Genomic DNA, 12,702 nt, shown 5'->3' on the forward strand with positions numbered 1-12,702 from the left:
CCACGTTTCAGAAGCGTAAACACCGTGCCTCCTGCTGGGGAGTGCTCGAAGGCCTGATATTAGGGCATTTCATCGTGTCCGGCACCGTTGCGCAAACGCGATTGCGGTCGAGTTAATTCCCGCGCAGCGCGGTGGACTGACGGATTGCAACCGCGGAAGTCACCTGCCATGGACACCATCCTTATCAGGCGGTCGCGGTCTACTGCCAAGCGAGGGTTGGGCATTCGGTCGGTCACGGCACAGGGCGGCGACGTCGCACGGAACGGGCGGGTAACCCGCGGCGGGGTTGGTTATGAACAGCGCGGCGCTCAACGCGCCCAGGGCGAACAGTGCCGCGCTGACGGCTAAGGCGTGGGCAAATCCGGTCGCGGTTGCCGTCCCCGCGGTGATCAGGCCCAACGACCCGATCGAGATCAGCGCGGCCAGCCGCGAGACGGCGTTGTTGATCGCCGACGCTAGCCCGCTGTGTTCGGTCGGCACCGACGCCAGCGTCACCGACATCAGCGGCGTGACTGTCGCGACCAGGCCGATGGCCAGTACGGTCATCCCGGGGATCAGGTCGGTGATCGCATGGAATCCTTGAGTTTTGGGGCGGATGAGCAGCAGGCCAAGCCCCGCAAGGGCAGGACCGGCGATCAGGAACGCCCGTGGTCCCACCCGCGCGGCGATGCGACCCACATGACGGGCGAACATGAACGACAGCGCGGGGATCGGCAGCGTGGCCAGTCCGGCCGCGGTGGCGGAGTAGCCGCCGATTTCTTGGGTGTACAGGGCGATGGCCAGCGACGCTAGCGTCAACGCGCCGTAGACGGAGGCGGTGACGAGGTTGGCGGCGGCGAAGTTGCGAAAGATGAACAGCGGCAATGGAAGCATCGGGTTGCCGCTGCGCTGCTGCCAGTGCACGAAGGCGGCCAGTGCGGTCGTCCCGATCATCGATGGCGTGATGACGATGGGGTCGGTCCAGCCATAGCGTCGCGCTTCAATTAGCGCATACACGGTCGCGGCCAGCCCCACCGCCGACAGGCTCACCCCGACGACATCGACACGGGCGCCTTCGACCCGCCCTGACATGGGGCATAGCCAGAACGTCAGCGCATACCCGAGTGCCATGGGGATCGCGGACAGGACGAAAATCCAGCGCCAGCCCAAGAAATCGACGCACAATCCGCCCAATAGCGGACCCAACGCAAAGGCGGTTCCCGTCCACCCCGACCAGACGCCGATCGCCGCGGATTGGCGTGCTCTGTCGAAGACCGTGTTGATCAGCGCCAGGGACCCCGGCACCAAGAAGGCTGCACCCAGGCCCTGAATGAGGCGTGCGCTGATCAGCATCGCCGGTGCGGCGGCGGCCGCCGCCACCACCGAGCCGGCCCCGAACGTCAGCAGCCCGAACCGCATCACCGCAACGCGGCCGAACAAGTCCGAGATCGACCCGCCGGGCAGAATCGCGGCCGCCATGGCCAGCAGGTAGCCGTTGACGATCCACTGCTGCAACGCCAAGCCGCCGCCGAGGTCGTGCTCGATGGCGGGCAACGCCAGGTTGATTACGGTGGAGTCGAGAAAAGCGACCATCGACACCATCACCGCGACCACCATCGCGCGACTGGTCGGTGGCGCGTCGCGCAACGTCACCGCGCGGACCTTTCGACCCGTGACGACGGCTGGGTACCGGATCCGTTGGGAGTGCCGATCATTCGTGTGGGCTGTCCGAGGCGGCGGGCCGCGAGATCGGGCGCAGCAATTCCTGGTACTGGTCGGGCACCAGGTCCCGGTATTCGGGATGACGCAGGATGTAGTCGCCGGTGAGCTTGCACCGCGGAACGACCGTGTGCCCGGCCCGACGGACCAGTTCGAGCACACCGCCGATCATCGCCGAGGAGACACCCCGGTCACGCCACTGCGGATCAACTTCGGTAGCCATCAACACGATGTGTCCGCGGTAGCGACGGTAGGGCTGCTGGCCGATCACCGTGTCGCCTACAGCTGCTTCGAACCGGCCTTCTTGAGCGTTGTCGCTAACTATCGTCTGGAGTCCATCGTGGGCATTGCGTTCGATACTGCCCATTGGCGTTGGCGTTGGCGATTCACTCACAGTCAATATCCCTTTCTCGGCGGCGCGGCAGGCATCAAAGCGCCAGCCCATCTGGGCGACCGTCCACTGGGCTCGCGGCTCGCGCGTTGCCTGGCCACCGGTCGCGAGGACGAGGTGCTGTGCATCGGCGTGGGTGCATCGGCCTGGGTCATAAACCCCAGAATACGTGCTTCGGCCCGACTGGGTCTAGGACCCCAGAGATGGCACCGGCTAGCCGCCGATGCCTGGGATCGTCGGCTCACGGCTGGGAGGTAGCGCGCGATGCGCCAGCGGTGCCCCATTGAGAATGTTCTGTCACAACACTTTTCACAAGGAAATTGCGGGTTAACAATCCGGTTGGCCAACGCTCGGGCAGTGATGTCTGCGGCGACGAGGGCGACGTACTCGGCATCAGTGGGTTGACGACCCCAATTAGCCGTGTAACAATCGCTCGACAAGGGGCTGGCGCGTGAGACTGGCCGAAAGCGGAGCCGCGGAGTAGAAGCGTCCCGTCAAACGCAACTCCGGAAGGTTGATGATGAAGATCGTAGTCATTGGTGGTCGTGGGCTGATCGGCTCGAAAGTGGTGTCGAAGCTCAGCGCGCTGGGACACGACGTCATTCCCGCATCGCGGCGATCAGGTGTCGATGCGCTGACCGGTGAGGGCCTCGCCAACACCGTCGTGGACGCGGATGTCCTTGTCGACGTTGCCGACTCACCAGTGTTCGACGACGAACCCGTGATGCATTTCTTCACCACCACGACCCGAAATCTGCTCGCTGCCGAACGGGAAGCGGGAGTAAGCCATCACGTCGCGTTGTCCGTCGTGGGTTCGCAGCGGATGCCCGACAGTGGGTACAACACCGCGAAAGCGGCTCAGGAGAACCTGATCAGGGATTCGGGTCGACCCTATTCGATCGTGCGGGCAACGCCGTTCTACGAGTTCGCGTTAGGCTTGGCCGATTCCGCGACAGATGCAGATGTGGTCACGTTACCGCACGCGTTGTTTCGTCCCATCGCCGCCGACGATGTCGCCACCGCGGTGGCCCGCGCCGCGGTGCAGCCCCCCATCAACGGGGTAGTGGAGATTGCCGGACCCGAAGCGATCGGGATGGACGACTTCGTCCGCGCGGGGCTTGCCGCAGCTGGGGATCATCGCCGGGTCGTGACCGACGCGCACGCACCTTACTTCGGTGCCACGATCGACGATCACACCCTCGCTCCTGCCAACAACGCCACCATTTTCGGCACCCGGTACTCGGAATGGATCGACGCATTCTCCGGCCGTCACGCCGCTGAAGCATGAGATGCTTTGCAAAATATGGCTGACTCGGAATCACTATCGACATCGACAATGACCGTGCTGCAGAACGTACGATTACCGGTGGTTCCCAACGACGCCCATGTGCTCACTGTCCTCGTCAACCATCCGCCGGGCGCACCTGGATACCCGCCGCATCGCCTCCCGGGCGGTCCGGGATTCGGTTACATGATCGACGGCGAGATGTTGTTCGAGGTCGAGGGTGAAGCACCGCGCGTCCTCTGCGCGGGTGAGGCATTCTGGGGTCCGGGCGGCGACGTGATCCACTATCAGGACGCCAACAACCGCACTGACATTCCCTGCCGCTTCGTCCTTACATTGGTCTGTGCGCAGGGGCAGCCGATACGCGAATGGGTTGCCGCAGACGAGCTCGAGAAGCGAAAGGGACTGCGCGTCAACAGCGACTCGTAAGGGCCGGAATCGCATGCAGCAAGCGTAGTTCCGAGATCGACAACCTCAGTATCGTGCACTGCGTTTCGGGCTCATGGCGCGAGCGTGATGATGCCCGGCTCGGCGGGGGGCTTCAGTGTCGCGCCGCCGGCGCCATCGCCATTACCGCCGTCGCCGCGCCCTCCAGGCGGGGGTCCGACGACCCGGGGGGCATTCTTTGGCGCGTGTGCGGGTGCCATCACGTGTGGTGCGATCAGCGTATCTGCGTTAGGCACGCGTGGGAGCGGACCTGGTGCGGGTTCCTGAACCCCGTCCGAAAACGAGGCAAGGACAAACCGGTGCTGCCCGTTCGACCCCACTGGGCTGCCCGGGCAGTAGGCTCGCACCGCCGCTTTGAGGAAAAGGGTCTCGCTCCGTGTGAGCCTGCCGGGGTCGGCTCCCGGCGTCACGGCATCGGCGTTGTTCACCAGCGCCCGTACTATCGCATCCGGTGACATGCCCCCGCCGAGTAACCCGCAGATCTGGTGGGCTGTGGCGATAAGTGCGGGCACACCCGAAACAGGCGCAATGCCCTCTTGATTGAGCAACGCCAGAAACTGGTCGTCCTGGCTTGCCTTGGCTGCGGCTGTGCCGCTATGCAGGATTGCGGCGCCGGTCAGCACCGCAACGGCGGTAGCCATGCAGCCGGCTCGAGTGATGGTGCCATTGAACATAGAAGGGTTTCCATTCTCCTAGGGCCATTACCTGAGAGGATGCCGACGCACCTCGAGTCCGATTCCAGGTCGGAGTTCGGGGTGGGGGCCGTGTCCAAAGTCATGGCCACTAGGGCGGTGCCAGTGCGGAACTCAGCGACCGCGGTACGAGCATGGTTCGTTGGCATTAGCACCGTCCGCCACCTGTTTTGGGCCAGAGTCTGGGCGAGTGCGCGACCGATAGTTGCCACAATGACGTGGCGACCGGCTCGCTACGCCTCTTTTGTTCAACGTGAGATTTATGATGCTCGCGGGAACTTACGGCAGGCTGCGTTTTGGTTGAGAGGTACCTGTACCTCCCATGTGCGTTACCTTGGGCCTGCGTGTGCACCCACGTCAAATGCCTTGAGACAAAGTCACATTCGATATCCGGCATCGCGGAAGTTGCTGCTCCCGTATCAGGGGAGCGTCCTCAAGAATCAATCGAAGTAACGGTCATGCATCAACCGAAACGCTCCTGAGGCATCACCTGAATCCGGAATGTCAAACATCAGCCGAAGTCATACATGCTTGGCATGCCAGTACCTCGATGACGTCCATCCACCTGCGCGACACCATCGACGAGGCGTGGGAAGCGGTCTGGATCATCGGACGCGGACCGGGACGCTGCCGCCGCGGCAAGAACCGCATTTGCCGGTGGAGGGGGGCGAGCCGTACTGGGATGGCGACGCTGTCTACCCGGCCTGCGACGAGAACCCCTATCACGTCTCCGATGTCGACGTGGACGAACCGCCCTTCTGATTGCGATGACCCACATCGCCGTCGCGGTCCGCACCGAAAAGAAACCTGTCGGCGATCAGGTGCTCATTGCGTATGGACATCTCTTGGGCGGTATTGAGCCAGAGTCCGTCAAACCCGGCTGAGTGCATGCCGGCATGGATAGCGCCGATGTTTCTCAGGTCTTGTGAGGGCAGCTCGCCCCAACCGTCGTGGTCCTGCCAGCGCTCGAAGACCTGCCATTGCGTCTCGGGCACCTCGCCGGGCGCAAAATGTTCAAGAGAGAACATTTCGAACATGCACCGATTCGGGTCCTCCGCGTCGGGCAGCATGCGGTATCCCAGCAGGCAGGACTTCTCGACCAGGATGACCATGGTCGGAAACATGTGCCAGTCGCCGTTCCCGGCGAAGTACTGCTCCATTGACATCCGGGGGAAGTCCACACCTTCGGCACGTGCGAGTTCCTCGCACAGCTGGTGGTACAGGACAAAGGGTGGGACGTCGCTGGGTTCCATTGCGGCCAGCTTCTGCGCGGCCCGATAGTCACGTTCGGTGACCAGCGATCCGACCTCCAAGTATTGGTACTTCATCGAATTCGCGAATACCTCGGGTCGCGCCGACTGTTCCTGGCGGCCCTTGTCGCGTCTCGCGTGCTCGGGCCGCTGCGTATAGACGAAGCGGGAATGATTTTTATAGGTGATCGTCGGAGTGTAAGGGGCGTAGACGTACTCCTGCGGCGATGCGGGCTCCGCCGACGGCCGCGGGCCTTGCGCCGACCGCATGGTCTGCGGATGGGTGCCGGGTGTGTGGTAGCCCTCGATGAAAGCGTCGATGACGGTCTTCCAGTTCGCCGGCAAGAATGTGCGCTTGCGCCAGCGGTAGCGCATGTCCTGTAACCGGAACGGTGCCAGCGCGGTCGGAAGCGGGTCCAGCCACTCGAGGAGATCCGGCGGATCGTCGGCCATGCTGACGAATACCCAGCCGCCCCAGATTCCGGCTGCGACCGGACGCAGGCCCCACTGTTGGCGTGGACGCGGAGCGAACTCGTCGCGACACGGAACGAAGGAGGATCGGCCATCCAACTCGTAGCGCCAGCCGTGAAACTCACAGCGCAACTCTTTGTCGGCCGCACATCCGCCGCCGCGGACAACTTTCATGCCGCGGTGGGCACAAGTGTTGTGGAATGCCTTGACGCTACCGTCCTTTTGGCGCACCACGGCAATTGACTGCCGGCCGATCGTGTACTCGTAGAAGCAGCCGGCAGCCGGGACTTCTTCTTCGCGACACGCGGGCTGCCACACCCGGGGGAACAATCGCTCCAGCTCGAGGTTGAGGAATTCTGGGTCGATGTAGCGGCTTTTGGGCACGAAAGCCTCACCGCAAGCGAACTTTTGGGGCACCTGTTCGGTGGCAAGCTCGGTCATTGTCACACTCTTCGGCGGGCTCAGCTGGACGGTGGCTTGTCAAAGATGTTGGGATACAGCACGGCTTCCTTGAACGACGACTCGATCTCGGCGAACGCGGTTGGGATGTCCCACGTCCCAGACGTCGACACGATCTCCCGTTCGACGACCGGATTGGACATCAGGCTGATCCGGCCGTTGCCGGCGAAGATCACGCGACGATTGAGCCAGTCGGACTGCTCGCTGGCCAGATACACGACCGGCGGCACGCAATTCTTTGGCGACAGGCGGACGTTCGAGTCCGAGTAATCCATGCTGCCGCCGCCCTTGATGCCCTGCGTCATCCGGGTGCCCGCGATCGGAGCGATGGAGTTGCAGCGCACCCCGTAGTTGCGCAGTGCGTTGGCGCACGAAAAGGTCAGGCCGACGATGCCCATCTTGGCCGCGGCGTAATTCGGCTGACTCGGCGCACCCTGCAACCCCGACATCGATGTGAAGGTGATTAGCCGGTACTGCCCGCCCCGGTTCTCCCGCCACCAGGCGGCCGCGTGGCGGGTGACGTTGAACGTGCCTTTGAGGTGCACAGACACCACCGCGTCCCAGTCCTGCTCGCTCATTTTGAAGACCATGCCGTCCCGAAGGATTCCCGCGGCGTTCACCACGACGTCTAAGCCTCCGAGTGTCTCTGCGGCGCGGCCGATGAGATCCGCGCACGCGGCGAAGTCGGTGATGTCGGTGGTATCGGCGAAGGCCTTGCCACCACGGCTGGTTATCGCCGCCGCGACGCTCTCGGCCGGACCGGAGTCGTGTCCGGTCCCGTCGACGCCGACGCCTGCGTCGGAGACCAGGACCGTCGCGCCCTCGGCTGCCAAGCCCTCGGCCACCGCGGCGCCGATCCCCCGCCCGGCACCTGTTACCAACGCGGTCCGTCCGTCCAACACACCCATCGTCATTCAGCTCCTCGTGGCCTCACGCTAGTACGAGCATACAGAACACCAATACAATATCTGTATAGTTGTTTAGTCGGGCTACTCGAACCCCCACTCCGCATAGCGGCGTTCCAACTCAGCCATCGCCTCCCGGCTGCCGCGGGCGCCACGTTCCTTCATGAAGTTGAACTCGTCACCGCGCCACATGAGGTTGCTGAATACGGTGTGGCCCATCGGAACCCAGTCTCCGAACTGCGCCATCCCGACGGCGTGCCAGAACGCGATCAGAGCGTGCTTTCCCACCATCAGGCCGTCGGCCGAGTGGTGGGCGATTGCACGGGCATACCGCAACGCTTCGTCACGGAGCCGCTCGGCGGGCACCACCGAGGCGGCTACCCCCCACTCGTGCAGCTCGTTTGCGGTCACCTTGCGGCCGGTGATCATCGCCTCATAGCCGCGGTTGGGTCCCAGCTTGAGCAGCGCGAGCGGCATGGCCGTGGAAAAGCCCGCGAACCCGATGCGCGCCTGAGGGCGGGCAAGGTACATGTCATCGGAGACGACCAGAATGTCGGCGGCCAGGGCCAGATTCATCCCGGCGCCCAGCGTGGCACCCTGGCAGCCGGCGATCACCGTCTTCGGAAACTCCAGCCAATTGGTCAGGTGCCGGTGCAGGCGTCGGGCGTTGCCCAGGCGCGCCGTCTGCGGCAATCGCTCGCCCTTGCGCAGCCCCGCTTCTTCCACCGGGAGTCGGCGCACGTCATCGCCGCTACAGAAGTCCTTGCCTTCGGCCAGTAGCACGACGACCTTGACTTCGTCGTCGTCTTCGGCGCGGTCCAGCCATTCCTTGAAGAGGTGATGCATTCCGGGTGACAGGATCGCGTTGCGCCGTTCTGGCCGGTTGATGGTGATCTGCGCGATGTGCGGTTCGACAACCTCATACCGGACCCAGTTCTCATCGACCTCGAATTGGCCTTCAGCGGCGGCGTCGGTGCCCATCCGCCCTCCTTCGCGTCGACAGTACATAAGTACACTAGCCGATCAACTGTTACATGGTGATACGGTCAGCGGATGCCAACATTCACGGTTACCAAGCGGCTGGCCGCGTCACCGGACGCGGTGTGGGCCGTTCTTGCCGACTTCGGCAACGTCGATTGGATCCCCGGACCCAGCGATGTCAGGGTGGAGGGCGAGGGGCCCGGCATGCGGCGGTTCATCGCCGCGAGCACTGAGAAGCCGGTCATCGAGACTCTCATCTGGATCAAGCCCGACGAGCGCGCGCTGTCTTATGAGATCGTCAACAATCCGATGCCCGTCAGCCGGTTCGTGGCGGTGAACACCGTCTCCGAGGGCGCGGATGCCGCCAGGGAAGCGATCGTGGTCTGGGACATCGACTACGAGCCCATCGGCGATGATGCCGCCGCACGCGATGCCATGGAGTCCGTCTACGCCTTGATGGCGGACTGGGTTCAGGACTTCGCCCTGGCGCGCGAAAGCAGATAGAACACTTAGACAGAGAGTGTCCATTAGTTTAGAATTCGTCAAGTGATTGATCCTCTCGATCTGGTAATGATCAGCGTCGACGACCACACCGTAGAACCGCCAGACATGTTTGTCGGCCGAGTGCCCAGTCGCTTCGCCGACGACGCGCCGCGCATCGTCGAGGACGCCGACGGCGTCTGTTTCTGGGTGTACGACGGTCTGCAGCTGCCGAACATCGGGCTCAACGCGGTTGCGGGCCGGCCCAACGACGAGTGGGGATTCGAGCCGTCGCGATTCACTGACATGCGGGCCGGGTGCTACGACGTCGACGCACGGGTGAACGACATGGACGCCTCCGGTGTGCTTGCCTCCCTGTGCTTTCCGTCGTTCCCCACCATCTCTGGCGCGCTGTTCACGTACCGCGGAGACCGCGACGTGTCCGAGGCGATGGTGCGCGCTTATAACGACTGGCACATCGAGGACTGGTGCGGCCGGCACCCCGACCGGTTCATCCCGATGGGAATCCTGCCGTTGTGGGACCCGGCCCTGGCCGCGGCCGAAGTGCGGCGCCTGGCGGGACGGGGCTGTCGCGCGGTGACGGCTCCGCAGCACATCGGAAGTTATGGGCAGCCACCGTGGCAGGACCCGCACTGGGATCCGCTGTGGGACGCGATCTGCGACGAGAACACGGTAGTGAACATCCACATCGGCACGGGCGGCGGGTTGCCCGTGCCGTCCGAGCTGACCACCTATCTGGCCTATAACTCGATGCTGCCGATCGACACCCAGCGGTTCGTGGCCGACCTGTTGTTCTCGCCAATTGTGCGGAAATTCCCGTCCATCAAGTTTTCGTTGTCGGAGGGCGGCATCGGGTGGATTCCATTCCTGCTGGAGCGATTCGAGGACATCTACTCGCGCCAGCGGGCCTGGACGGGGGACGACCTCGGTGACGGACTGACCCCGACCGACGTGTACCGGCGCAATTTCATGTCGTGCTTCATCCGCGACCGGGTCGGCATCGAGATGCGCGAGCACATCGGAGTGGAGACCATCTGCTGGGAGATGGACTACCCGCATTCGGACAGCAGCTGGCCGGATGCGCCCGAGCAGCTCGCCGCCCAGTTGGAGGGCTGCACACTCGACGAGGTGGAGGCCATCACCTGGCGTAATGCCGCCCGCGCCTTCGGGTACAACGGCGTCGAGCGACGGGGCAGGGAAAACTGCACCGTCGCGGCGCTGCGGAGACGGATCGCTGACCTCGATTTGTCGGCGCCCAAGGTGGATGCCGGCCGCGCCCCGAAAGCTGGCGCCACCGCGATCACCTACGGCGACATGAAGGTGCGGATGGCATCGATCCTTCGTGGTGGGGCGTGACCGAACCGGATTATGGGGTCGTCCTCACCGAGACCGATCGACAGTTCCGCGACGAGGTCCGCGCCTTCCTGGCATCCGCACTGACGGCCGACGTTCACGGCGCCGGGCGCTCCGAGGGCGACCGGTTGCAGCGAATGCGGCTGTGGCAGAGTCGGCTTCATGAGGCCGGCCTGGCGGCGATCTCCTGGCCTGTGCAGTTCGGCGGTCGCGGAGTCACCCCGGTGCAGCAGCTCATCTTCAATGCCGAGATGGCCGCCGCGCACGCACCCGAGCCCATCAACCGCAGCGCCGTCAACCAGCTTGGCCCCACCATCATTCAGTGGGGTACCGACGAGCAACGCCGACGCTATCTGCCGAGAATCTTGTCGGGCGAGGAAGTCTGGTGTCAGGGATTCAGCGAGCCCGACGCCGGAAGCGATCTCGCCGCTCTGAAGACTAGGGCCGAATTGTGCGACGACGAGCTGATCATCAACGGCCAGAAAATCTGGACGTCCAAGGCACAGTACGCCGACTGGATCTACATCCTGGCGCGTACCGATCCGACCTCGGACAAACACCAAGGGATCAGCTACCTCCTGGTGCCCCTGAACACGAGCGGGATCGAAGTGCGCCCGATCCGCCAGATCACCGGACAGGCCGAGTTCAATGAGGTGTTCTTCGATGCGGCGCGAGTGCCGCTCGCCAACGTGCTCGGGCCGCTGCACGGCGGTTGGCAGGTGGCCAAATCCACGCTGGGCTACGAGCGCGTAGGCCAGAGCCGCACGCACCGCATCGAGCGGCGGTTGGGAATCCTGGTGCGGATGGCGCAGGAACACGGAGCGCTAGGGCGCCAGGGCCGCGACGACGGCTACGTGGCGGATCGAATCGTCGATTTCGCCGCGCGGGTAGAGGCGTTGCGTCAAATTGCGGCGCAGGCAACGGCCGCCGGCGTCCGCGGTGTCAGTCCCGGACCCGAAGCGTCGGTGGCCAAGTTGCTGACCTCGGAGGTCGACCAGGCGATGGCCAACTTCGGGCTTGACCTCGCCGGACCGGCCGGAACCCTGGAGCGTGGCTCGATGGGGGCAACGAAGAACGGCAACGTCGCACAGAGCTACCTGCTGATGCGGGCCGCGACGTTCGGCGCGGGGACATCGGAGATCCAGCGCAACGTTATCGCCGAGAAGCTGTTGGGGTTGCCCCGTGACCCCTGACGGCCTGCCTTCGTTGAGCGACATCGCCCGGAGCGCAGAGGAATTGGCGCGGCTGCGCGCGTCGGCCGATGACATCCTGCGAAGGGCATGGTCCCCACGGGCGTTTCGGGCTTTGCTTGACGGCCCGGGTGGGGTGTTCGAGCCGAAGCTATGGCAGACCATCACCGAAGCGGGATGGGCCGACGTCTTGGTGGGCCAGACCGCCGGCGGAGGAGGGGGTGGCCTTCGCGATCTCTGCGTCCTGGCCGAGGCCGCCGGCGCGGCATCGGCACCCGTCCCGCTTACCGCCGCGGCGGCTGCAGCCTGGTGCGAGGACCGCTGCGCCGACGGCGTCAGCCTGTTGCTGCTCGAGCGCGGTGAACACGCCGCGACGGGCGTCTCGGGGGTATGGCCGCTCGTGCCGTACGGCGCGGTCGCGACCAGGCTGCTGGTCTGCGCGGGCACGGGGGATGCCACGGTTCTGGGGGCGGTCGAACCCACCGCGCCGGGCGTGCTCTGCGAACAAGTGACCCCGCTCGACCACAACCCTGCGGCGCGAATCACCTTGAACAACACACCGATTCGGGTCATCGAGTCGGGCGAGTGCGCCGCACGTCGCCACCGCGAGGCGGGTCTGCGGAGTTGTGTTGCTCAGGTGGCCGAACTGGTTGGCATCACGTCGGCCGCCAATGACGCCGCAACCGAATACGCGAAGCTACGCGTCGCCTTCGGCCGCCCGATCGGCGCCTTCCAGGCGATCAAACACCGTCTAGTCGACCAGCGGTGCGCGATCGAAGTCGGGCGTGCGCTCGTCAACCGGGCCGCCGACGCCTGCGAGCAGCAGCATCCCGATGCCGCGGCCCTGGTATCGCTCGCCGCCTACTGGGGCATCGACGCGCTACGGGCGGTGCCGGAGGGTGCCACCCAGGTGTTCGGGGGAATCGCCTACACCTGGGAGCACGACGCGCACATCCACCTGCGCCGCGCGGCGAGCGCGGCGGCCAATCTGGGCGCCCGCGCCTACCACCGAGACGTGGCCACGCGGTGGCTGACCGCGCGTTACCCGGAAACCGAGAGCCGGGAGCGTGTGACGTGAA

General features: G+C 64.7%; 12 protein-coding genes. 6 read left to right on the forward strand and 6 right to left on the reverse strand.

The genetic code is table 11. From position 1 onward, the window contains the following. Nucleotides 1–159 precede the first annotated feature (159 nt). Together G6N33_RS16745 and G6N33_RS16750 are read right to left on the reverse strand one after the other, a co-directional pair. Nucleotides 160–1,632, reverse strand: coding sequence for an MFS transporter (locus G6N33_RS16745; protein ID WP_231382481.1), 1,473 nt, complete (start codon nt 1,630–1,632; stop codon nt 160–162). Nucleotides 1,633–1,690: 58 nt separating this feature from the next. After that, nucleotides 1,691–2,092, reverse strand: a complete 402-nt coding sequence (locus tag G6N33_RS16750) for a GNAT family N-acetyltransferase (protein WP_231382480.1) — start codon at nt 2,090–2,092, stop codon at nt 1,691–1,693. 517 nt (nt 2,093–2,609) lie between these two features. On the opposite strand from G6N33_RS16750, the gene G6N33_RS16755 reads away from it, so the two are divergent. Beyond that, nucleotides 2,610–3,377 (forward strand): SDR family oxidoreductase, encoded by a 768-nt coding sequence (locus G6N33_RS16755; RefSeq protein WP_044508207.1) that lies wholly within the window; start codon nt 2,610–2,612, stop codon nt 3,375–3,377. A 15-nt stretch (nt 3,378–3,392) separates the two neighbouring features. Then, nucleotides 3,393–3,803 carry a cupin domain-containing protein gene (locus G6N33_RS16760; protein ID WP_044508205.1) on the forward strand — a complete coding sequence of 137 codons (411 nt, stop codon included), beginning with the start codon at nt 3,393–3,395 and terminating at the stop codon, nt 3,801–3,803. Nucleotides 3,804–3,874: 71 nt separating this feature from the next. On the opposite strand, the gene G6N33_RS16765 is transcribed toward G6N33_RS16760, so the two are convergent. The 4 genes from G6N33_RS16765 to G6N33_RS16780 all read right to left on the reverse strand — a co-directional run bounded on the left by G6N33_RS16765 (nt 3,875) and on the right by G6N33_RS16780 (nt 8,579). Further along, nucleotides 3,875–4,462 carry a DUF732 domain-containing protein gene (locus G6N33_RS16765; RefSeq protein ID WP_049919018.1) on the reverse strand — a complete coding sequence of 196 codons (588 nt, stop codon included), beginning with the start codon at nt 4,460–4,462 and terminating at the stop codon, nt 3,875–3,877. A 773-nt stretch (nt 4,463–5,235) separates the two neighbouring features. Next, the gene (locus G6N33_RS16770) at nt 5,236–6,675 is read right to left on the reverse strand and encodes an aromatic ring-hydroxylating oxygenase subunit alpha (RefSeq protein ID WP_044512366.1); all 1,440 of its coding nucleotides are present in this window, start codon (nt 6,673–6,675) and stop codon (nt 5,236–5,238) included. Nucleotides 6,676–6,695: 20 nt separating this feature from the next. Then, nucleotides 6,696–7,607, reverse strand: coding sequence for an SDR family NAD(P)-dependent oxidoreductase (locus G6N33_RS16775; RefSeq protein ID WP_231382478.1), 912 nt, complete (start codon nt 7,605–7,607; stop codon nt 6,696–6,698). A 75-nt stretch (nt 7,608–7,682) separates the two neighbouring features. Then, complete coding sequence (locus G6N33_RS16780; RefSeq protein WP_044508200.1) at nt 7,683–8,579, reverse strand: enoyl-CoA hydratase/isomerase family protein; 897 nt, start codon at nt 8,577–8,579, stop codon at nt 7,683–7,685. A 72-nt stretch (nt 8,580–8,651) separates the two neighbouring features. Here G6N33_RS16780 and G6N33_RS16785 point away from each other — a divergent pair, with 72 nt between their 5' ends. The 4 genes from G6N33_RS16785 to G6N33_RS16800 are packed head-to-tail and all read left to right on the forward strand — an operon-like array spanning nt 8,652 to nt 12,701. Further along, nucleotides 8,652–9,083, forward strand: coding sequence for an SRPBCC family protein (locus G6N33_RS16785; RefSeq protein WP_044508198.1), 432 nt, complete (start codon nt 8,652–8,654; stop codon nt 9,081–9,083). Between the two features lie 42 nt (nt 9,084–9,125). Further along, nucleotides 9,126–10,436, forward strand: coding sequence for an amidohydrolase family protein (locus G6N33_RS16790; protein ID WP_231382477.1), 1,311 nt, complete (start codon nt 9,126–9,128; stop codon nt 10,434–10,436). Further along, a complete protein-coding gene (locus tag G6N33_RS16795) occupies nt 10,433–11,626 on the forward strand; it encodes an acyl-CoA dehydrogenase family protein (RefSeq protein ID WP_044508196.1) in 1,194 nt (397 codons plus the stop codon). The genes G6N33_RS16790 and G6N33_RS16795 overlap by 4 nt, the downstream gene beginning before the upstream one ends. Further along, a complete protein-coding gene (locus G6N33_RS16800; RefSeq protein WP_044508194.1) occupies nt 11,616–12,701 on the forward strand; it encodes an acyl-CoA dehydrogenase family protein in 1,086 nt (361 codons plus the stop codon). The genes G6N33_RS16795 and G6N33_RS16800 overlap by 11 nt, the downstream gene beginning before the upstream one ends. Nucleotide 12,702 lies beyond the last annotated feature (1 nt).

Source organism: Mycobacterium simiae, assembly GCF_010727605.1.
GTDB lineage: Bacteria > Actinomycetota > Actinomycetes > Mycobacteriales > Mycobacteriaceae > Mycobacterium > Mycobacterium simiae.

Bases quoted from the DNA above. Each gene is read 5' to 3' on its own strand.
- G6N33_RS16770 (WP_044512366.1), bottom strand. From the start codon at position 6,675: ATGACCGAGCTTGCCACCGAACAGGTGCCCCAAAAGTTCGCTTGCGGT.
- G6N33_RS16760 (WP_044508205.1), top strand. From the start codon at position 3,393: ATGGCTGACTCGGAATCACTATCGACATCGACAATGACCGTGCTGCAG.
- G6N33_RS16755 (WP_044508207.1), top strand. From the start codon at position 2,610: ATGAAGATCGTAGTCATTGGTGGTCGTGGGCTGATCGGCTCGAAAGTG.
- G6N33_RS16785 (WP_044508198.1), top strand. From the start codon at position 8,652: ATGCCAACATTCACGGTTACCAAGCGGCTGGCCGCGTCACCGGACGCG.
- G6N33_RS16765 (WP_049919018.1), bottom strand. From the start codon at position 4,462: ATGGCTACCGCCGTTGCGGTGCTGACCGGCGCCGCAATCCTGCATAGC.
- G6N33_RS16775 (WP_231382478.1), bottom strand. From the start codon at position 7,607: ATGACGATGGGTGTGTTGGACGGACGGACCGCGTTGGTAACAGGTGCC.
- G6N33_RS16780 (WP_044508200.1), bottom strand. From the start codon at position 8,579: ATGGGCACCGACGCCGCCGCTGAAGGCCAATTCGAGGTCGATGAGAAC.